We start from the raw sequence: 22,194 nt of genomic DNA, 5'->3' as shown, positions 1-22,194 counted from the left end.
CGTTCACCCCAGTCACCGTTTTTATAAACATACGGTTATCTATGCTCCTGGAGACTCTCTCCCTCGCCGCCGCGATGTAACTCGAAATTCATTGGGTATAGATAATATTTATCATAAAAATATTATTGGGGGTTATTCTTTTTCCGCAAGATAGGGATCAGGATACCCCATTTTCCCGAGAATTTCTGTTTCCAGAGATTCCATTTCTTCTGCTTCTTCATCCTCAATATGGTCATATCCAAGCAGATGAAGACAGCCGTGTACCACCATATGTGCCCAGTGTTCTTCGACTGTTTTTTGCTGCTCCTGTGCTTCTTTTTCAACAACCTGACGGCAGATGATTAAATCACCGAGCAAGGGCAGTTCAACTTCAGGCGGAGCTTCAAACGGGAAAGATAACACATTGGTTGGTTTGTCTTTCCCCCGATAAGTGAGGTTTAATTCGTGGCTTTCTGCCTCATCAACTAAACGGATTGTGACTTCACTTTCTGCCTGAAATTGTGGCAAAACACCTTCCAGCCAGTTTCGGAAAAGGACTTCCTCAGGAAGCCCTTCTGGTTTTTCACATGCAATCTGTAAATCTAATATAACTGAACTCATTGCGCTTCCTGCCTGCGCTTTTCATTAAGCGCCTGTTTACGTTTCTGCTCAGCGGCTTCCCATACTTCATAGGCGATAACAACTTTGGCAACCACAGGATGGCGCACCACATCTTCGCTGTAGAGGAAGTTAAAGCTAAGTTCATCAACGTCAGATAAAACTTCTATCGCGTGACTCAGGCCTGATTTCTGGCCTCTGGGGAGGTCTATCTGGGTGACATCACCAGTGATAACGGCTTTAGAGTTGAAACCAATACGGGTCAGAAACATTTTCATCTGTTCGATGGTTGTATTCTGGCTTTCGTCGAGAATAATAAAGGCATCATTGAGCGTTCGTCCACGCATATAGGCCAGTGGAGCCACTTCAATGACATTTCTTTCGATCAGCTTCTCAACTTTTTCAAATCCCAGCATCTCAAATAATGCATCGTAAAGCGGACGTAGATAAGGATCGACTTTCTGGCTCAGATCTCCCGGCAGAAAACCCAGCTTTTCCCCGGCTTCAACAGCCGGTCGGGTGAGCAATATCCGGCGGATTTCTTGGCGCTCCAGTGCATCAACCGCTGCGGCAACGGCCAGATAGGTTTTACCTGTTCCCGCAGGCCCGACACCAAACGTAATATCATGGCTAAGAATATTGGCAATATACTGAGCCTGATTAGGTGTACGGGGTTTAACAACGCCCCGTTTGGTTTTGATATTCACGGCCTTACCGTAGTCAGGGACGCTTTCTGCTGCTTGCTCCAGTACGCGGGTTTCTGTGATAGCCAGATGGATCTGCTCAGGTTCAAGATTCGGTATCACTCCACGTACAGGGGCGGTTTCAACATACAGGCGGCGCAGTATACTGGCTACTGCGCTGACACACAGTGGCTTGCCCACCAATTTGAAACGATTGTCGCGGCGGTTTATCTCTATTCCCAAACGACGCTCAAGTTGTTTCAGATTGTCATCAAGTGGGCCACACAGGCTCATTAATCGCTGATTATCTGCGGGTTCCAGAAAGATCTCTTGTGTTGCTACTTGTGGGTTTATTTGTGTCACTGATTATCTCTATGTTAAGGCCTGTGAATCCGGCCTATTTGTTAAAGTTATCCTGTTCTTTTACGGCTGACTTGTTGTTAAGGCTGATAAGTGCCAACACCGATTTCGTCTTCCTTACGGGTTCGGGCAATTACTGACTCAGGTGATTCATAGACACGTAAATCCATTTCATCTTCAGTACGGATGACCTTACCGCGCAGGGAATTGGCATAAACGTCAACAATTTCAACATCAACAAATTTGCCAATCATATCAGGAGCGCCTTCAAAATTAACTACACGGTTATTCTCCGTGCGTCCGGAAAGCTCCATAATATTTTTACGGGATGGGCCTTCAACAAGAATACGCTGAGTACTGCCAAGCATCGCCCGGCTGAAGCTCATGGCTTGTTGGTTAATACGCTGCTGGAGCAGGTACAGACGCTGTTTTTTCTCTTCTTCACTCACATCATCCGGCAAGTCTGCCGCAGGAGTACCCGGACGGGCTGAATAGATAAAACTGAAACTCATGTCGAAATTAACATCGGCAATTAATTTCATTGTTTTTTCAAAGTCATCCTGTGTTTCACCCGGGAAACCAATGATGAAATCTGAACTGATCAGGATATCCGGGCGAGCCTTCCGCAGACGGCGAATAATTCCTTTATATTCCAGCGCAGTATGAGCACGTTTCATCAGAGTCAGAATACGGTCAGAACCGCTCTGGACAGGTAAGTGCAGGAAGCTGACCAGTTCGGGAGTGTCTTCATATACAGCGATGATATCGTCAGTGAATTCAATCGGATGGCTGGTGGTAAAACGTATGCGGTCGATTCCGTCAATAGCCGCTACCAGACGCAGTAATTCAGCAAATGTGCAGATATCACCGTCAAATGTTGCACCGCGATAAGCATTCACGTTCTGACCGAGCAGGTTAACTTCACGTACACCCTGTGCAGCAAGCTGAGCAATCTCAAACAGAATATCATCACAAGGACGGCTGACTTCTTCCCCACGGGTGTAAGGAACAACGCAGAATGTGCAGTATTTATTGCAGCCTTCCATGATAGAAACAAATGCCGTCGGGCCATCAGCACGGGGTTCTGGCAGGCGGTCAAATTTCTCGATCTCAGGGAAACTGATATCAACAACCGGGCTGCGGGTGCCTTTCACATGATTAATCATTTCCGGCAGACGGTGCAGGGTTTGTGGCCCGAATATAATATCAACGCTCGGAGCACGCTGACGAATGTAATCCCCTTCCTGAGAAGCCACACAGCCCCCAACGCCAATGATAACCTCAGGGTTTTTGTCTTTCAGCCCTTTCCAGCGTCCGAGTTGGTGAAAGACTTTTTCTTGTGCCTTTTCACGGATTGAACAGGTATTCAAGAGTAAGATATCTGCATCTTCGGCGATATCGGTTAACTGATAACCGTGAGTGGTTTCCAGCAGGTCGGCCATCTTGGATGAATCGTATTCATTCATCTGACAGCCCCAGGTTTTGATATACAGTTTTTTTATCGTCGACATTTTGTGTATCCGGTGTTTCCAGTGGAATGATGCGTCAACACTGAAAAGCATAGTCTATTGAACCAGCATATTGAATACAGTGTGTTTAGCATAATGTTACAGACTATTGTATTCATTTGAGGCACCAGTGACCAGACTGTAACACCGGATATTCACAGCCGGAAAGGGAAAATTCCGGTACACTATTTTAATCAAGAAGTTAATAGCGTGATGAATATGAATAATCCACAACAAAAATTCGATATGGTTATCGTGGGTGCCGGGATGATTGGTGCGGCAACGGCATTGGGATTGGCGCAGGAAGGTTGGCGTGTCGCTCTGTTGGAACACCAGCCACCACAGCCCTACAGTGCAGAAAGTGAACCGGATATTCGTATTTCTGCCATTAGCCGGGCATCCGTGGATGTACTGAAGCAATTGGGTGCTTGGGAACATGTTGTGCAGATGCGTAGCGTACCTTATCGGAAGCTGGAGACATGGGAGCAGAATGATTCCAATGTGGTTTTCGATGCAGCAAGCCTCGGTCTGCCTGAACTTGGATACATGGTAGAAAACCGTATTCTGCAACTGGCCTTGTGGCAGGAGTTTCAACGGTATCCTAACCTGACACTGTTTTGCCCCGCAGAGCTGAAATCGATGCAGCGGCATGATAGCCATAAAACATGGCAGCTTGAATTGACTGATGGCACAGAATTAAACACGCGTTTGATTATCGGCGCTGATGGTGCTCGTTCTCAGGTTCGGCAATTAGCGGGAATTGGTAGTCGGGGATGGCAATACCGGCAGTCGTGTATGCTGATAACTGTCAAAACGGAGCAACTTCAGCAGGACATTACATGGCAGCAATTTTTTCCTTCCGGCCCCAGAGCCTTTCTGCCGCTATTTGATCAGTGGGCATCGTTGGTATGGTATGACTCTCCCGCTCGCATTCGTCAGTTACAGGCGATGTCAATGACACAGCTTGAACGGGAAATATTTCAGGCATTTCCGGCCCGTTTGGGTAAAGTGACTCCGATTGCTGCGGGTTCATTTCCTCTGACCCGCCATCATGCCAGCGATTATGTACGTGAAGGGCTGGTTTTGCTGGGAGATGCAGCTCATACAATCAACCCACTGGCAGGGCAGGGCGTCAATCTGGGCTATCGGGATGTAGATGCTTTACTTAATGTATTGATTGATGCCAAAGAATCACTGGAAGAGTGGGATTCCCTGACTGTACTGATGCGTTATCAACGCCGCAGGATGCCGGATAATTTGGTTATGCAGGCGGGAATGGATCTCTTTCATACGGCATTCAGCCATGATTTACCGGGATTGAAAACAATGCGTAATTTAGCCTTGATGGCAGCGCAGCGCTCAGGCGCACTGAAAAAACTGGCGCTGAAATATGCGCTGGGGGTGTGATGACTGTTTTTTAGCGAATATTTTTGAGGGTAGGAGCCGTTTTTTTAATATTTCTACCCTCACGCTCTCTATTGAGTGTTTCATAAGCAGGGTTAGATGTGTCAATTTCAGGTGGTTTATTAAACAACCATGAAGATTATCAGGCGGTAAGCTGGGGATGTTTTTTGGCAGAGAAACAAAAAAACCACCATATAGGTAGCATTTCTATCAAGAAGTATTCTTCCTGTATATTCTTTTTCTGTTCTTTTATGCTTTTTCTCAACTTGTTAAACTATGTAACTTATTGAAAAAATTGGCTGGGGTACCAGGATTCGAACCTGGGAATGCCGGAATCAGAATCCGGTGCCTTACCGCTTGGCGATACCCCAACTGACTTTAAAATGGTGGCTACGACGGGATTCGAACCTGTGACCCCAGCATTATGAGTGCTGTGCTCTAACCAGCTGAGCTACGTAGCCATTTACGTTAACCGTAAATTTTATGAAAACCTTCAGGAAAATGGCTGGGGTACCTGGATTCGAACCAGGGTATGCCAGGATCAAAACCTGGTGCCTTACCGCTTGGCGATACCCCACCTGAATATTTTCATTTTAAATCTTGTTTTATTAATGATGATTGATTTTTCAGTAATTATCGCTTTCAGAAATATGGCTGGGGTACCTGGATTCGAACCAGGGTATGCCAGGATCAAAACCTGGTGCCTTACCGCTTGGCGATACCCCACCTGAAAACAACACACTAAAACTTAAAACAACCTTAGCAAAACTCGATTTAAGTGCAACCGAAGAAGAAATGGTGCGGGAGGCGAGACTTGAACTCGCACACCTTGCGGCGCCAGAACCTAAATCTGGTGCGTCTACCAATTTCGCCACTCCCGCAAAGATGGTGGCTACGACGGGAATCGAACCTGTGACCCCAGCATTATGAGTGCTGTGCTCTAACCAGCTGAGCTACGTAGCCATCTTTTTTTTCGCTTTGCCTTCATCGGCGGTGCGGGGCGCATTATGCGTATATCAGACAGATGCGTCAACTGCTTTTTTAAAAAAATATGCATAAAATCGCTTGTTTGTTTGCCCTGTAATCATCTTGATGATAAAAGCAGCTGAAATGACGAATTATCCTCCAAGAAGATGTTGTAATAGCACACCATTGAGCATGGCTCGCTTTGTTAAGGCGAATGCGCCTATTGCAGAACAGTGGTTTAATTCGGAAATCACGATAGGCAGGTCTTCATGGAAGTTTTTCAAAGACTGAGTGTTGATGCAGTTTTGAATAGCGGTAAGCAGAACCTGCTCTGCTTCTGTGATGTCTCCGGCAATAACGACTTTCTGTGGGTTAAAGAAGTTAATGGCAATGGCGATGGCTTTACCGAGGTTATGTCCTACCTGCCTGATCACTTCGACGGCCAAAGAGTCCCCCTGATTAGCAGCGCGACATATGTCATGGATACTGCATTTATCCAATGTCAGCTTACTTGGAAACCCCTGCTGTAATTGGTGTTGTATTTTAGCTTCTATAGCCGGATTAGATGCGCTCGTTTCCAGACAGCCAAAATTACCACAATGACAACGCTCCCCCAGAGGGTCAATCTGAATGTGGCCTATTTCCCCCAGATTGCCTCGTTTATTGAGCAAAATATTATTCTTGATGATAACGCCGGCACCCGCACCACGATGAACACGTACAAGAAGAGAGTCTTCGCAATCGCGGGTGGCTCCGAAGTAGTTTTCTGCCAGCGCCAAGCTGCGGATATCGTGCCCGATAAAACATGAAATATTGAAGTGCTGTTGCAGGTTTTGCACTAATGGCCAGTTATCGACTTTAATGTGTGGCATATAGCGGATAATGCCATCATTGGGATCAACCAATCCGGGGACGATAATGGAGATCGCAATCAGTTCGCGGTTACGCCGTTGATTTCTGCTGATGAAGTCTTCAATAACGGAGATAATTCGTTGTTCAACTTCTTGCGGGCTATTTTCCAGAACAGGATGTTGCTCTTCTGCTAGCTGTTTGGCGCTCATGTCAAATAACGCAATTGTCGCATCCCGGCGTCCTAGTCGAATACCAACGGTATGAAAGTGGCGGGTTTCTGTGACGATGGATATAGCCCGACGCCCGCCAGTAGATGCTTGCTGATCGACTTCTTTAATCAGCCCGCGCTCAATTAACTGACGCGTAATTTTTGTCACGCTGGCTGGAGCAAGTTGGCTCTCTTCTGCGATTTGTATACGGGATATTGGCCCGAGTTGGTCTATCAACCGATAGACCACGGCGCTATTGAGCTGTTTGACCAGCTCAATATTTGCGATTTGCTTTGGTGTATTATGGTTGTTCATCAGACACTATGCTCGATAGTTCAGTTTCATTTCCTTTGTTGTTACTATCATGAACGATATCTCCGTTAACTATGGTTTTACAGATTTTGAAATCATGAGTGAATGCTGTCAGGTTTGCTACTTTACCCGCCTCAATTGTTCCGAGGTGTTTATCGGCACCGATAGCTTTGGCGGGGTAAAGGGTTGCCATGCGCAGTGTTTCATCTAAAGCGATACCAACCATCTCGACACTATTCCTGACACACTCAATCATTGTGGCTGAAGAGCCACTTAATGTGCCATTTTCATCGACACATAACCCGTTACGATAATATATCGTTTTATTGGCAAAGGTGAATTGTTCTATATTAGTGTTTTTATCCAGTCCGGCAGGAAGAATAGCATCTGTCACGATGACTAATTTTTCATTTTTCAGTCGCTTGGCGCTACGAATATTGGGCCATGAAACATGCATCCCATCGCAAATAATACCGGCATAAACCTCAGTTGTATCATAAATTGCGCTGACTAACCCCGGTTGTCGGCCAGAAATGACTGGCATGGCATTGTATAAATGAGTGGAGAAGGTAATTCCATTGTGGAATCCCTGTCGCGCCTCTTCATAGGTTGCGTTGGAATGGCCGGCGGAAACAACAATACCCGCTTCAGTTAACTGATGAATGTAATGATTTTCTACCATCTCTGGAGCAAGAGTAATTTTCTTGATTACATCGGCATTAATACACAAATAATTGACCATTTCCGGCGTTGGTTTACGGATATAGGCAGAATTATGTGTGCCTTTTTTTACCGGATTGATGTAAGGCCCTTCCAGATGTAAACCAATCGCCTGATTAGCGTTGTTAGCCAGATAGATACGCATCACTTCTATGGCTTTGATCATCAACTCATCAGGGCCAGTGATAAGCGTTGGCAGAAAACTGGTACAGCCGTATCGCTGATTGGTTTTCTGCATGATATGCAGTGTTTCTTCCGTAATATCTTCTATGCGGTCATTATATTGTGCCCCGCCACAGCCGTTAACCTGCAGGTCAATAAACCCGGGAGAGAGGTTTACACCCCGTAAATCATGCTTTTCAATACCTGCCGGTAACTCATTTTCCGGACAAATATGTTTGATTACCCCACCTTCAATAATAACAGCATGTTCACTAAGCCTGTCGTGTCCGGTGTAGATAATACAGTTGGTTAAAGCGTACATTCTGGACTCCTAAATGCCTGAACCTAAATGCCTGTATAAATATTAACTGGCGAATTCACTCAGAATATCAGCCTCTATCTGGCGAAAATATTTTACGGTTTTTACTCTTAGCTCCATTGTTGCAGGTTCATCACACGCAATAATTGTTTTTGGGTGTATTTGTAGGCAGCTTATTGTCCACATATGGTTAACATTACCTTCAATAGCCGCTTGTAGAGCTTGTGCTTTTTGAGTTCCGGTTACGAGAATAATGATCTCTTCGGCATCCATTAACGTACCCACACCAATAGTTAAAGCATATTGGGGGACTGATTCCACGTCATTATTGAAAAAACGGGAATTAGCAGTTCGTGTTTCCTGAGTTAGCGTCTTAATCCGTGTACGGGAAGAGAGAGAAGACGCGGGTTCGTTAAACGCAATATGGCCATCGTTACCTACACCGCCCATAAACAGATGAATTTTGCCATATGATTTAATTTTATTCTCATAGCGTAAGCATTCAGCATCAACATCTGTCACATTCCCATTGAGTAAATTGATATTTTCTTTTTTTATATCAATATGATTGAAGAAATTCTGATACATGAAAGTGTGGTAACTCTGGGGGTGATCCTCAGGAAGACCAACATATTCATCCATATTAAAGGTTACAACATTTCTGAAACTGACTTTTCCTGCCTGATATAGCGCGATCAGTTCTTTGTAAGTTGCTAATGGTGTACTGCCTGTAGGCAGTCCGAGTACAAAAGGACGTTCTTCTGTTGGTTTGAATTCATTGATTTTACTAACAATATAGTGAGCAGACCATCGACCTACATCACTTGCATTTGTTAGGGGGATCAGCCTCATGATGACCTCTTCAAAAAATTATTCATTTATTAAATTAAAATTATACGAACAGTGGTGGGGCGAAAGTTGCCTATGATACCTGTTCTTTACAACGGTTCTACCTGACATGTATACGATAATGTTATTTTTTATAATAAAATAAGTTTTTGATTAAGGCCATGTTTCGCTCAAAAATATATCAATTTAAGTGATTTTTATCACACATATGAAGGATTTAATTTGCGATGAAAAATAATTTTCTTAAACTTAAAATGATTTAACAACAAATAGATGAGTGATGTTATTACATCGTTTATTCAATAAAAGACTCCATTCATGGGGCTTTAAGGGGGCGTGAGTGAATATTTTAACTTACTTACAACGGATTGGCCGGGCATTAATGGTGCCTGTGGCAACATTGCCAACTGCGGCGATATTGACTGGAATAGGTTATTGGATCGACCCAACAGGCTGGGGTGCTGATAACCAGCTAGCAGCACTGCTTATTTCATCCGGTAACGCTATTCTTGATAATATGGCAATATTATTTGCGATTGGTATTGCCTATGGTATGTCAAAAGATAAAGACGGGGCTGCCGCACTGACCGGATTAGTCGGCTTTATGGTTGTTATGAAACTATGTTCGCCCGCAGTCATCGCCATGATTAAAGGTATTCCGGTTGCTGAAGTACCAGTAGCATTTAGTAAGATCAATAATCCATTTGTTGGTATCTTAGTGGGTGTGATCTCAGCAGAACTCTATAATCGCTACAGTAATGTTGAATTACCTCAGGCACTGTCGTTTTTCAGTGGACGTCGTTTAGTACCGATCCTGAATTCTTTTTTAATGATCCTACTCTCTCTCATTCTGATGTTTGGTTGGCCTGTCATTAATGGCTGGCTGGTGGCATTTGGTGAAAGTATTACTGGTTTGGGTTCAATGGGTGCCGGGCTTTATGCTTTCTTTAATCGCCTGTTAATACCAATAGGTTTACACCATGCTTTGAATTTAGTCTTCTGGTTTGATGTGGCGGGTATTAATGACATTCCTAACTTCATGGGAGGAGCAAAATCCATTGCTGAAGGACTCGCGACTCCGGGCATTACCGGGCGTTATCAGGCTGGTTTCTTCCCTATCATGATGTTTGGTTTACCGGGAGCGGCATTGGCGATATACCACTGTGCCCGCCCTGAGAACAAAGCAATGGTTGGTGGTATCATGCTGGCGGGGGCATTTGCTGCATTCTTTACCGGCGTGACAGAACCACTTGAATTCTCTTTCATGTTTGCGGCGCCTGTACTTTATGTTCTGCATGCTATTATGACGGGTATTTCAGTTTATATTGCAGCGGCAATGCACTGGATTGCCGGTTTTGGTTTCAGTGCTGGCTTTATTGATCTTTTCCTCTCCTCACGCAACCCGTTAGCTGTTCACTGGTACATGTTAATTCCACAAGGCCTGGTATTCTTCTGTCTCTATTATGTTGTATTCCGTTTCACTATTAAAAAATTCAACCTGATGACATTAGGCCGCGAGTTACCTTCTGCTGCGGGAACTGATGCTGATATGAAATTGAAAGCTGGTGGCAAAAACGATATTCAGGAAGAGGCATATAATTATATTGCTGCGATAGGTGGATCAGCCAATTTAACCAATATTGATTCTTGTATTACTCGTTTGCGTTTATCGGTGAAAGACTCCAGTTTAGTGAATGAACAGGCAACTAAACGTCTTGGGGCTTCTGGTGTTATTCGTCTGAACAAAGAAAGTGTTCAGATTATTGTCGGTATGCGTGCTGAACTCATTGCCAGTACCATGACAGATATTATTGCTAAAGGCCCGGTTGCCGCTGCGACAGAAAATAATATGCCAGAGTTTGATACTCCGGCAGAAAAAGGGCATACGCCGGAAAATACAGCAATTCTGACTTTGTTAGCGCCCGTGACAGGTGAATTAGTTAAGCTGGAAGATGTACCGGATGAAGCGTTCTCCAGTAAATTAGTGGGTGATGGTATTGCAATCAAACCGACCTCCGAAACCGTTTTCTCTCCGGTTGAAGGTACGGTGGTGAAGGTATTTGATACTAACCATGCGGTATGTATTGAGGCGAATAATGGTACTGAAGTTATTGTCCATATAGGTATCGATACTGTTTCTTTAAACGGAAAGGGTTTTGAACGCCTGATTGAAGAAGGAATGAAAGTCAAAGCTGGAGATCCCCTCTTGAAGCTGGATCTTAATTATCTGAATGCCCATGCTAAGTCAATGATAAGCCCGATTGTGATCAGCAATATAGATGACTATGCAGGCATTAGTATTATGGCTGAAGGTCATGTAATAGCGAAAGAATCGAATCTTTTTCAGGTTATGAAATAGATTGCTGACTGTTTTTTCTCCAAATTAACGGTGGTCGTTTCGGCGATCACCGAGTTATCTAAAAGTATCCCACCTTAATAATTACAATCTAAATATAAACAAATAAAACTAAAATAACATGTATAGTTCCAAAATAAATTATTTAAATAAAAACATTTATTAATTAAATATAGTATATAATATAATAATTATTATTTAATGTAGTGTTTTATATTTTTTACTCTATATTGATTAGTGCTTTATTAATGTAAGTGTTTTTGGGGTATTTTATTTTTTAGGGTTTAAATTTAATTTCGTTTAAGGTAATTTGTTTTTCGCTGGTTTGGTGTTTGTCTTTATTTTTAATTAATTTTATATTTTTCATGTTATTTGTGTTTTATATATAATGAATTACAAGATTTAACAGCAAACCTAATGATACAAGGTGATGGTGTTTAATTGTTAATTAGGTGGCTAAATGTCAATATCTTCTGCTGAAGAAAGAATAAAACAATATTTGAAAAGTTGGGATGATGATGGTTACATTATTATTAAGTCAGCGATAAGCAAAGAACAAATTGATAAAAGCATCAGGGCGATATTTGAATTTTTAGAAATGAACCCAGAAAAAACTACTGATCTTTATGATGAAAATATTCGTTCCTTATCCGGGATAGATAAAATGGGGCGTATTCCTTTTTATCATCATCAGACGTTATGGGATAATCGGCAAAATCAAACAATTTATTCCGTATATGAAAAGATATTTGGTACATCAGATCTATTGGTCAGTATTGACAGGGTCAATATGAACCCGCCAATTACAGATAAGTGGCAATATGAAGGTTTTATTCATTGGGATATTGATGTTTCAAAGCGCCCCTTAGAAAGAAAAATTCAGGGTTTATTAAGTTTGACCGATGATGATGGTAGTTCTGGTGGCTTTCAGTGTGTACCGGGTTTTCATAAAAGGATTGATCAATGGTTATCTCAGCAGCCGGAAGGTTATAACAGCCGTTTTCCTGATACCAGCGGAATGAAAATTGAATCAATACCGCTTAATGCTGGGGATTATGTAATTTTTGATGGGGCATTACCACACGGTAATCAGCCTAACACGTCTGATAAACCCAGATTAGCCCAATATTTTTGCTGTTTTCCACGAACAGAGCTGACGAATCAGCAGATAGAAGAACGAATTTCAGCTTATAAACAAGGTCAACCGACAACATCAATAACCGGGAAACCTTTTCCTGTTAAAAAGAGTTATCAGCAGAATACATCTGATATCTATCTGACTGCATTGGGGAAACGGTTATTAGGGTATTAATTCAAGGATATTGCGATACACTTCGTCTTTCAAGTTGCCTCTTTGTTGGCTGCATTTATTCACACCTGTTACACAGTGATCTATGCTCTCGGGAATTCATTCCCTTACTGCCGCGATGCATTTTGAAATCCATTGTGTATATGCGTTAATGGAGAGAAAAGATGAGTTATATTGAAGACTCTATCGATATTTCAATTATTCTTCCCAGATATCACGAAAATTATCTGATTATTGAAAAAACACTGCAACAAATTAAACGCATTCAGAAAAAATGTAATGTGCAAGTTATTATTGTAAATGATTCAGATAAAAATAACTTTCACGATAAGGATATAGCGAAGATAAAACAGAATTACCCTGATATTATCGTTATTTCTAATTATGGTAACTATGGGAAAGGGTACAGTATTCGGCGAGGAGTTGATTTAGCTAAAGGGAAATATATCTTTTATACTGATATTGATTTCCCCATAAAAGAACAGGATTTTTTTAATGCTTACAACCAGATTATGCAGAAAAATATCGATTTAGTCATAGGGGAGCGTTTTTCAAACAATAAATCAAAAGCTAATTTCTATCGGAAAATAACCAGCCGAATTTTTCTGAAATTAGTTAATTCTCTGCTAAGTTGTAAAATTTCAGATTCACAGTGCCCATTTAAAATGATGAAATCTGAGTTGGCAAAGGAAATTTTTTCCAAGCAAAGGATTAAGGGCTATGCATTTGATGCGGAAATTATTTACCTTGCCAGAAGGTTATCTAAAAATTTATGCCAACTTTCTGTTGTTTGGGAAGATACAAGAGAAAACTGGGGGCTAATAAAAACATTATTAAATTACAGCATCATGATTTACTCAATTTTTTCTATAAAGGTTTATTGGATTATTAATAATCCTGAAATCGCATAATTGTTTTTCAGTGTTTAACTAAATCTATTTATTTGAAAATATTAAGGTAGAGAAATAATGAAATTTCCACAATGGCCTGATTTTGCCGAAAAAACATTAAAAGATATTCAGCAGCCACTGATATCCGGTGAAGTCAATTACTGGACCGGAAGAAAGGGCATGGAATTTGAAAATAAATTTGCCGATTGGATTGGTGCAGAAATGGCAATCTCCTGTAATTCAGGAACCTCTGCTGTAAATATTGCTGTAGGTGCATTAAATATCGGACCCGGTGATGAAGTTATTGTTCCTTCATACACCTTTATTGCGACTTCTTTTGCTGTATTACAGTGCGGTGCTATTCCCGTATTTTGCGATACAACGGAAGAACACACGATCGATCCGGCTAAAATAGAAGCGCTGATTACCAAGCGTACAAAAGCCATTATCGTTGTGCATCTTTATGGTGTTGTCTGCGATATGGACGCTATTCTTACTGTTGCTCGCAGGCATAATCTCAAAGTAATCGAAGACAGCGCACAATGTCTCGGAGGGAAGTATAAGGGGCAATCGGTTGGAACGATTGGTGATGTTGGTACATTCAGTTTTTGTCAGTCGAAACATTTTACCACCGGTGGTGAAGGTGGCATGGTTGTGACCAATAATCCTGAAATCGGCTGGGAATGCCGCGCTTATCGTGACCACGGGTTTGATGTGAGAACGAAGTTTGACTTACTTGCTTTGGAAGAGGTGTCATGGCATGTGCATAATCGCATTGGTTATAATTACCGCATGACTGAAATTCAGTCGATCATCGGGATTAATGAGCTGGAGCGCTTTGATGACTGGAATATGCATAACCGTAAACAATATGCGAAAATCTATGACGAAAAATTTGCAGAAATCGATTTAATTCATAGCCTGCCGCTGAATAACGAAGACAGGCAAAATGCATATTGGTTATACCCTATTGTGTTTGATCTGGGAAAATTGGATTGTACAGCTGAAATCATTTTACGTGATTTGAAAAAAATGGGTGTTCCTGCGTTTAAGATCCAATGGCCGGAAGCTTATGGTGAGCGGGTTTTCAGAGAACTACGTGGTTTTGGCTCTGCCAATTTCCCTTTCCACTCCAGTGAGTACACATCGCCTGAATCGGTCAATTATTGCGATGTTGTGTGTGAAACAGCCCGTTCTTTATTGCCCCGAACAATCAGCTTGTATTTGCATCCTAGCTGGGATGAAGAGCATATCGTTTATTGTGCAGATCAGTTAATCGCAGTGCTGGAAAATCATCGTACCCGCTGAGCTTACTGACTTCTCTTATAGAAATGGCAGGCCTTTACTCAAAATGGCCTGTCTATGATCCTTTTTTCTCTGAGACTTTCTTTTTTCCTCTATTTCCCACCAACTAAGTGTTGTTTCTCGGTTCAGCTTAATAGATTATAGAGGGTTATATTGAAGCGCTTTTTGCATTGAGGAATAAAACAATGAGTGAGGCAGATACTCGCCCGACAAACTTTATTCGTCAGATTATTGACGAAGATTTGGCAACTGGTAAACATACTTCCGTACATACCCGTTTCCCGCCTGAACCTAACGGCTATCTGCATATTGGCCATGCAAAGTCGATCTGCCTGAATTTCGGCATTGCACAAGACTATCAGGGGCAATGCAACCTGCGTTTTGACGATACGAACCCGGTTAAAGAAGATATTGAATACGTTGAGTCAATCAAGCAAGACGTACAGTGGCTGGGTTTCCAGTGGAGTGGAGATATCCGTTACTCTTCGGATTACTTTGACCAACTGCATCAATACGCCATTGAGTTAATCAATAAAGATCTGGCTTATGTGGATGAGCTGAGTCCTGAAGAGATCCGCGAATATCGTGGTACGTTGAAAGAGCCGGGTAAAAACAGCCCGTACCGTGATCGTAGTGTGGAAGAAAACCTTGCTCTGTTCGAAAAAATGCGTGCGGGCGAGTTTGCGGAAGGGAAAGCGTGTCTGCGTGCCAAAATTGATATGGCTTCTCCTTTCATAGTTATGCGCGATCCGGTTCTGTATCGCATCAAATTTGCAGAACACCATCAGTCTGGTAATAAATGGTGCATCTATCCGATGTACGATTTTACCCACTGCATTTCCGATGCGCTGGAAGGAATTACGCATTCTATTTGTACACTAGAGTTTCAGGATAACCGCCGTCTGTATGACTGGGTATTGGATAACATCACAATTGATTGCCACCCGCGTCAGTATGAGTTTTCCCGCCTGAATCTGGAATACTCAGTAATGTCCAAGCGTAAACTTAATCAGCTGGTGACAGAAAATATTGTTGACGGCTGGGATGATCCACGTATGCCAACCATTTCAGGTCTGCGTCGTCGTGGTTATTCTGCTGCGTCAATCCGTGAATTCTGCCGCCGTATCGGTGTCACTAAGCAGGATAACAATGTTGAAATGGCCGCACTGGAATCCTGTATCCGCGATGATCTGAATGAACATGCGCCACGAGCGATGGCAGTTCTTGATCCGGTGAAACTGGTGATTGAAAACATGCCGGAAGGCGAAGTTATTCTGACCATGCCTAACCATCCGAATAAGCCGGAAATGGGTAGCCGTGAAGTGCCATTCAGCCGTGAACTCTATATTGATCGGGCAGACTTCCGTGAAGAAGCTAATCGTCAGTATAAGCGTCTGGTCATGGGCAAAGAAGTGCGTCTGCGTAACGCTTATGTCGTTAAAGCTGAGCGTGTTGAGAAAGATGCAGAAGGCAACATCACCACGATTTACTGCCATTACGACGAGCAAACTCTGAACAAAGATCCGGCTGATGGTCGTAAAGTGAAGGGTGTTATCCACTGGGTAAGTGCAGTACATGCCGCACCCGCTGAATTCTACCTGTATGATCGTCTGTTCAGCGTGCCAAATCCGGGAGCGGCAGAGGATTTCCTGTCTACGTTTAACACCGAGTCATTAGTGGTACGTAAAGGTTTTGTTGAGCCGGGTCTGGTAAATGCAGTACCGGGAAAAACTTACCAGTTTGAACGTGAAGGGTACTTCTGTGCTGATAGCAAGCTTTCAACGGCTGAACATTTAGTGTTTAACCGCACTGTAGGTCTGCGTGATACCTGGGCGAAAATCTCTAAAGAGTAATATCAGCTAAGAACACATACCTAATAGGTGTCTAGTTGTATCGAGATGGTATGTGAATGGCAAATTTGTCGGGAACGAATCTGCCTAGTCAAAAGCTGATTTTTGGTGAGAGGTAGAAGCCTCTCACCAATCTTTAGCAAAAGGGATAATGGCATCTCTTGTACATTGCAATTAGAATAGGATTCTATTAAGAAATAATAATTATTTCTTAATGTCATTATCATATGGAGTTAATATGCATGGATTAGCCACATCGCGAGATTGGGTATATAGAGCACCTGAAACAAGGAAAGTCGAAAGGATAGAGGCTTATTTTTTAAATCACGGTTATGACCCGCACAGGCATGATACCTATGCAATTGGGAAGACTTTGTTTGGCGTCCAGAGTTTTCACTATCGTGGCAATATGCAACATAGCCTTCCTGGTAATACGATGGTATTACACCCTGATGAAGTTCATGATGGTGAGGCTGGGACAAGTGCTGGTTTCCATTATCAAATGATATATATCGAACCATCAATGATACAAGACATAATCAAAGGAAAACCATTACCATTTATAAAAAATGGTATCACTAATGATCCCAATATTTTTAGGGCAACGAATGCACTGTTACAAAATATGGATTGCAGAATAGATCCTATGGAAGAAGATGATGCTCTTTATGATTTAGCTATTTCATTAGTTGAAGCAAGTGGAGTTGCTTTAAATAAAAAAAGAAATTTTGATTATTTTGCTGCGGAAAGGGCAAGAGAATATATTCACTCAAATTTAGATAAAAATATAACCTTAGACGAGCTTGAACATAACGTAAATCGTGATCGCTGGAGCCTTTCGAGAGATTTCAGGTTATTATTCGGGACAAGCCCTCATCGCTATATGACAATGCGCAGATTAGATATAGTAAAATCCTGTTTAATTGTTGGAGAGTCTATCACTGATGCTGCGCTGATAGCAGGCTTTTTCGACCAAAGCCATATGGCAAGACATTTCACAAAAACGTTTGGTTTAACACCGGCACATTGGCGAAATATAAACAGAAATAATCACCATAAAAACTTTATATGTTAATACAAGTAATATTATGAAGCATCTCCACCTTCAAATAGAAAATAAACAATTCTAAGTCGAATTTTTTTGTATCACCGAAAAGTGAAATCCAGTTTTCATATTATTTAAAGATGGAGAAAATGACGATCACGTCTTATATTAAGTTAATGCCAACAAAAAAATCATAGGCCATAAAAATGGCGACAATAGCCAGTATAGCGCCCATGAATTTATTTAGCTGATTAATCCATGAAGCATTTTTTATCTGTTTACCAATAATTTCTCCAAAGAGTGAATAAAGCCCTGGTGCGCCAGCTCCACCAATTGAAATCAATACTGATACTAAAAATATCATTTGTCCTGTAATATGAGCTGCAGGATACATAATTGTAGTGACCGGCAAGACGACAAGTATTCCTTTGGGATTTAATGCTTGAATTAAAAAACCATTCCAAAATGTAAGGTTTTTATTAGGGGTAATGTTTGTCTCTTTTTCATTCAACTGTATATTAGATGTCGCCATTTTAAATGAGAGATAAAATGTATATAAAGATCCAAGTAGTGAAATATAAGGGAGATATTTATGAGTGATAATGGCTTCTCCTGCATACCCTAAAAAAATAAATAACGTAAGCATTGCACAGCCTACACCAATAAAAAAGCCAATCGTTTTTTTAAATTGACCGGTTAAACCAGCATTCATACCCATAAAATTAACAGGGCCGGGGCTATACATTACACCAAAGGTATAAAGAAATATTTCCATAAAATCTCTCTAAATAAATTTAAATTCTTATAATTTTGCAATAGACTGCGATTAAGCCAAATTTAGATTTTTTCTGGAGTCAGGAGCGTCATCAGTTTAACCAGTAAAAAACCTATTATTTAAACTGAGTCTCGCACGGTAGAACAACAATAATCATTTGTGGAGATATAGTCCTTTTATTGCTTTATCTACCGATTTTTTTGGACCATGCACCGCGAGGCCAACGAAATTCATATTATCCACATCTTCAGATAAAAAAACTTCTCGGTTCGCTTCATCGTGACCTGTTGAAAACATTGTGTAGACATAAGGAACTAGAAGAAGAGACCGCTCCAAGCCTTTCCTATGAACGCGTTGAAGCGCATTAAGATCAGCACCAAAAATAAGCATAGGTTGACCGCACATGCTTCCATATTTATGACCAGAAGAGTCGATATAAGGGGTACCTATAACCTCCGGTGCAGATGAGGCAATGCCCGTTGCGAGGAATGCAACCACATTAAATTTTTGCCAGGTCTGTAAATCATCCCGCACTATGAAAGCAATTTTCGTATCAAACATTTTAAATCATTCTCCATGCGTTGCTATGTGAATAATATATTTAATTAACGGCAGCATATTTGTCTTGTACGTTTGTGCATCGATACGTTTCATACCTGATGGATCTTAAAAAGTCTCGGTTCAAAAGAGGTATTGAGTATGATTTCTATCACTTTTTTTATATAAAAAAGAATCGTAATGAAAATTAAGCCCTTCTACCAAGATTAAAAATTGCCTTATAGTCACATGTTGTGTAGGGTTATTTTGTGTTGATGCTATGTCATTTAAATCGTGTTATTGAAGCCGTATTGCTTAAATGATGTTGTTCATAACATGTTGTTTAAACGCATTTTAATATGTCAGAAACAGCCTTCTGTTCTGGGCGAAAAAATAAACTCGGACGAGGTCATTATTAATGAAAAGCATTAAATTACATACTTTGGCAGCATTTCTCATGGCGGCAGGGTTCAGTGCGGGTACTTGTGCAGAAAACATTCGTACGGAAATGACATCACAGCAGATAGTGGATTCACTTAGTCAATTAAATGTGAATTTCAGTATCGTAGACAATCAGGCCGGAGCACATGGGACGAATTGCGCCATTTTAGGTGCAGACTGGGCAGCTTGTAATCAGGTTAATATCATATTGACTAATGGTGATCAGAATATTGATTCTGCGGATTGGTCTCTCTATTTCCACAGTATTCGCCAAATTCTCAGAATTGATCATGAGCAATATAAAATAACTCATATCACAGGGGATTTGCATAGGCTGGAACCGACTGAAAAATTCAGGGGTATCAGAGCGAATGAAAAAATCATACTGCCAATTATCGGAGAATACTGGCAGATTTATAGCACCGATTTTATGCCGCGCTGGTATGCCACATCCGGTGATGCCATTCCTAAGGTATTGGCCAATACGGATACTGAAGATCTGAGTGCATTTTTATCTCCTTTTCAAGGAGAACAATGGAAACGAACCACAACGGATCATAATATTCTGATGACACCTGAAAACCGTTTTGAGAAAAATCGGCAGATGGTGCTAATCAGTGAAGATAAATTGCGCGGGAAGATTATTCCGACACCTAAAAAGGTGACGATTCACTCACAGGATGTCAATTTGTCCCGTGGCGTAAAATTGGAGCTGGGAGGGTTAAGTGGTCAATCAATCAAGGTGATTAGAGATCGTTTTGCTGCCCACAAGATTAAATTAACCGATAGCGGTTATCTGATTACAACGCAAATTAATGCCGACAAGTTTGCGGGTGACTGGCGGGTGAAAGGTGCTTATTCGCTGGATATCACCCCCAGAGGAACACATATAGTTGCTTTTGATCAGTCCGGCGTATTTTACGGCCTGCAATCGCTGTTTTCCCTGATCCCGGCTAATGGCGTGCCGAAAATTGCCACATTAACCGCACAAGATGCGCCCAGATTTGAGTATCGAGGCATGTTCCTTGACGTTGGGCGTAATTTCCATAGTAAAGAAGCTGTATTGCGCCTGTTGGATCAAATGGCTGCTTATAAGCTGAATAAATTCCATTTTCACTTAAGTGACGATGAAGGTTGGCGTCTGGAAATTCCCGGTTTACCGGAGTTAACAGAAATCGGCAGTAAACGTTGCCATGATTTAAGTGAGGTAAAATGTTTACTACCACAGTTAGGCTCAGGGCCGGACAGTAATAATATGGGAAGCGGTTACTTCAGCCGTCAGGATTACATTGATATTCTCGAATATGCCAAAGCCCGTCAGATAGAGGTGATCCCCGAAATTGATATTCCGGCTCATGCCCGTGCAGCGGTGGTATCAATGGAGGCCCGCTACAAGAAACTGATGGCACAAGGACAAGAACAAGCAGCTAATGAGTATCGTTTGCTCGATCCGACAGATACCTCAAATACAACATCTGTACAGTTTTATGATCGCCATAGTTATCTGAATCCATGTATGGACTCTTCCAAACGTTTTATTGACAAAGTGCTCAGTGAAATTGTCGCCATGCATAAAGAAGCCGGCTCACCGCTGACAACATGGCACTATGGCGGGGATGAGGCGAAAAATATTCGACTGGGTGCGGGATATCAGGATAAAGATGGCCCGATTGAACCGGGTAAAGGGATCATCAATAAGAAAATTGAAGATAAGCCGTGGGCAAAATCTCAGATTTGCCAAAAAATGGTTGCAAAGGGGATTATCAAAGATGTTGATGAACTGGCCAGTTATTTTGCGGTTGAAGTCAGCAAAATCGTCAATAAGCATGGCATTGATACGATGCAGTCATGGCAGGATGGTCTGAAATATGCGAAATCAGCTAAAGACTTTGCTACACGACATGTTGCGGTGAATTTCTGGGATACGCTTTATTGGGGCGGTGCAGATTCTGTTAATGATTGGGCCAATAAAGGCTATCGGGTCATTATTTCCAATCCTGATTATGTTTATCTGGATATGCCCTATGAGGTTAATCCGAAAGAGCGGGGTTACTATTGGGCTTCCCGTTTTAATGATGAAGCGAAAATATTCAGTTTTGCACCCAATAATATGCCCCAAAATGCTGAAACTTCGGTGGATATCAACGGAGACTATTTTAATGCAAACAGCGGTAAACGCTGGCCGGGGGCATATGGGCTGTCAGGGCAGTCATGGAGTGAGACTGTACGTACTGATGAGCAGATGGAATATATGATTTATCCGCGATTATTACCGTTGGCGGAACGGGCATGGCATCAGGCTGAGTGGGAACAGAATTACCAGCAGGGAAGGGAATATAAAGGCGGGATTACACGGTATGTAGATACCGATAAGCTCAATAACGACTGGCTGCATTTTGCCAATCTGATGGGGCAGCGCGAAATGGCTAAACTGGATGAAGCTCATATTGCGTACCGTCTGCCGATACCCGGTGCAAGAATTGTAGCCGGAACACTAGAAGCGAATATCGCCTTGCCGGGCATGACCATTCAGTATTCATTGGACGATGGAAAAACATGGGAAAGTTATGATGATAGACAGCGGCCGCATGTTAATGGGCATGTAAAAATTCGCTCTGTCAGTACTGATGAAAAGCGTTTCAGTCGGGTGGAAGAGGTACCTTCTGAGTAATCCTAAAATAGGACATTAAAAGCAATCTGCCGATTAGTGTCAGCTAATCGGCAGCAGCTTCTCTGACAGGGTCA

16 protein-coding genes and 6 tRNA genes are annotated in these 22,194 nt (G+C 42.0%); 8 read left to right on the top strand and 14 right to left on the bottom strand.

Annotation, left to right across the window (positions count from 1 at the left end; genetic code table 11):
• Nucleotides 1–132: 132 nt before the first annotated feature.
• The 3 genes from ybeY to miaB all read right to left on the bottom strand — a co-directional run bounded on the left by ybeY (nt 133) and on the right by miaB (nt 3,151).
• Entirely contained in the window at nt 133–600 is a 468-nt protein-coding gene (gene ybeY / locus AAC855_RS08710; protein ID WP_340609190.1) for an rRNA maturation RNase YbeY, read from the bottom strand.
• Complete coding sequence (locus AAC855_RS08705; protein WP_422824367.1) at nt 597–1,574, bottom strand: PhoH family protein; 978 nt, start codon at nt 1,572–1,574, stop codon at nt 597–599. The genes ybeY and AAC855_RS08705 overlap by 4 nt, the downstream gene beginning before the upstream one ends.
• Nucleotides 1,575–1,720: 146 nt before the next feature.
• Nucleotides 1,721–3,151 (bottom strand): tRNA (N6-isopentenyl adenosine(37)-C2)-methylthiotransferase MiaB, encoded by a 1,431-nt coding sequence (gene miaB / locus AAC855_RS08700; protein WP_340609188.1) that lies wholly within the window; start codon nt 3,149–3,151, stop codon nt 1,721–1,723.
• Nucleotides 3,152–3,367: 216 nt separating this feature from the next.
• Here miaB and ubiF point away from each other — a divergent pair, with 216 nt between their 5' ends.
• Nucleotides 3,368–4,555: a 3-demethoxyubiquinol 3-hydroxylase gene (ubiF, locus tag AAC855_RS08695; RefSeq protein WP_340609237.1), complete on the top strand. Its 1,188-nt coding sequence runs from the start codon at nt 3,368–3,370 to the stop codon at nt 4,553–4,555.
• Between the two features lie 293 nt (nt 4,556–4,848).
• On the opposite strand, the gene AAC855_RS08690 is transcribed toward ubiF, so the two are convergent.
• The 9 genes from AAC855_RS08690 to nagB all read right to left on the bottom strand — a co-directional run bounded on the left by AAC855_RS08690 (nt 4,849) and on the right by nagB (nt 8,944).
• Nucleotides 4,849–4,923 (bottom strand) — tRNA-Gln (locus tag AAC855_RS08690).
• Nucleotides 4,924–4,936: 13 nt separating this feature from the next.
• Nucleotides 4,937–5,013 (bottom strand) — tRNA-Met (locus AAC855_RS08685).
• Nucleotides 5,014–5,054: 41 nt separating this feature from the next.
• Nucleotides 5,055–5,129 (bottom strand) — tRNA-Gln (locus tag AAC855_RS08680).
• A 74-nt stretch (nt 5,130–5,203) separates the two neighbouring features.
• Nucleotides 5,204–5,278: transfer RNA gene (locus AAC855_RS08675), tRNA-Gln, on the bottom strand.
• Between the two features lie 70 nt (nt 5,279–5,348).
• A tRNA-Leu gene (locus AAC855_RS08670) sits at nt 5,349–5,433 on the bottom strand.
• Between the two features lie 5 nt (nt 5,434–5,438).
• A tRNA-Met gene (locus AAC855_RS08665) sits at nt 5,439–5,515 on the bottom strand.
• A gap of 155 nt (nt 5,516–5,670) precedes the next feature.
• Nucleotides 5,671–6,894: a DNA-binding transcriptional regulator NagC gene (gene nagC, locus AAC855_RS08660; protein WP_340609187.1), complete on the bottom strand. Its 1,224-nt coding sequence runs from the start codon at nt 6,892–6,894 to the stop codon at nt 5,671–5,673.
• Entirely contained in the window at nt 6,881–8,095 is a 1,215-nt protein-coding gene (gene nagA, locus AAC855_RS08655; RefSeq protein WP_340609186.1) for an N-acetylglucosamine-6-phosphate deacetylase, read from the bottom strand. Before nagA ends, nagC begins: the two co-directional genes overlap by 14 nt.
• Nucleotides 8,096–8,137: 42 nt before the next feature.
• Nucleotides 8,138–8,944, bottom strand: coding sequence for a glucosamine-6-phosphate deaminase (nagB, locus tag AAC855_RS08650; protein ID WP_340609185.1), 807 nt, complete (start codon nt 8,942–8,944; stop codon nt 8,138–8,140).
• Nucleotides 8,945–9,281: 337 nt separating this feature from the next.
• Here nagB and nagE point away from each other — a divergent pair, with 337 nt between their 5' ends.
• From nagE to AAC855_RS08620, 6 genes are all read left to right on the top strand, one after another.
• Nucleotides 9,282–11,300: an N-acetylglucosamine-specific PTS transporter subunit IIBC gene (nagE, locus tag AAC855_RS08645; protein WP_340609184.1), complete on the top strand. Its 2,019-nt coding sequence runs from the start codon at nt 9,282–9,284 to the stop codon at nt 11,298–11,300.
• A gap of 457 nt (nt 11,301–11,757) precedes the next feature.
• Nucleotides 11,758–12,609, top strand: coding sequence for a phytanoyl-CoA dioxygenase family protein (locus AAC855_RS08640; RefSeq protein ID WP_340609183.1), 852 nt, complete (start codon nt 11,758–11,760; stop codon nt 12,607–12,609).
• Between the two features lie 161 nt (nt 12,610–12,770).
• Nucleotides 12,771–13,517, top strand: coding sequence for a glycosyltransferase (locus tag AAC855_RS08635; RefSeq protein ID WP_340609182.1), 747 nt, complete (start codon nt 12,771–12,773; stop codon nt 13,515–13,517).
• 57 nt (nt 13,518–13,574) lie between these two features.
• Nucleotides 13,575–14,804, top strand: coding sequence for a DegT/DnrJ/EryC1/StrS family aminotransferase (locus AAC855_RS08630; protein ID WP_340609181.1), 1,230 nt, complete (start codon nt 13,575–13,577; stop codon nt 14,802–14,804).
• A gap of 182 nt (nt 14,805–14,986) precedes the next feature.
• The gene (glnS, locus tag AAC855_RS08625) at nt 14,987–16,654 is read left to right on the top strand and encodes a glutamine--tRNA ligase (protein ID WP_340609180.1); all 1,668 of its coding nucleotides are present in this window, start codon (nt 14,987–14,989) and stop codon (nt 16,652–16,654) included.
• A 235-nt stretch (nt 16,655–16,889) separates the two neighbouring features.
• The gene (locus AAC855_RS08620; protein WP_340609179.1) at nt 16,890–17,726 is read left to right on the top strand and encodes an AraC family transcriptional regulator; all 837 of its coding nucleotides are present in this window, start codon (nt 16,890–16,892) and stop codon (nt 17,724–17,726) included.
• A gap of 133 nt (nt 17,727–17,859) precedes the next feature.
• Here the strand turns inward: AAC855_RS08620 and AAC855_RS08615 are convergent, their stop codons facing one another.
• The gene (locus AAC855_RS08615; RefSeq protein ID WP_340609178.1) at nt 17,860–18,471 is read right to left on the bottom strand and encodes a LysE family translocator; all 612 of its coding nucleotides are present in this window, start codon (nt 18,469–18,471) and stop codon (nt 17,860–17,862) included.
• Nucleotides 18,472–18,624: 153 nt separating this feature from the next.
• A complete protein-coding gene (locus AAC855_RS08610; RefSeq protein WP_340609177.1) occupies nt 18,625–19,032 on the bottom strand; it encodes a DUF2000 family protein in 408 nt (135 codons plus the stop codon).
• 394 nt (nt 19,033–19,426) lie between these two features.
• Here AAC855_RS08610 and AAC855_RS08605 point away from each other — a divergent pair, with 394 nt between their 5' ends.
• Nucleotides 19,427–22,120 carry a beta-N-acetylhexosaminidase gene (locus tag AAC855_RS08605; RefSeq protein ID WP_340609176.1) on the top strand — a complete coding sequence of 898 codons (2,694 nt, stop codon included), beginning with the start codon at nt 19,427–19,429 and terminating at the stop codon, nt 22,118–22,120.
• The last annotated feature ends 74 nt before the right edge of the window (nt 22,121–22,194 follow it).

Source organism: Xenorhabdus bharatensis (assembly GCF_037996705.1).
In the GTDB taxonomy this organism is placed as follows: Bacteria; Pseudomonadota; Gammaproteobacteria; order Enterobacterales; family Enterobacteriaceae; genus Xenorhabdus; species Xenorhabdus bharatensis.
The sequence above is the reverse complement of the archived record's forward strand: the minus strand, read 5'-3'. Positions and strand labels throughout refer to the sequence as shown.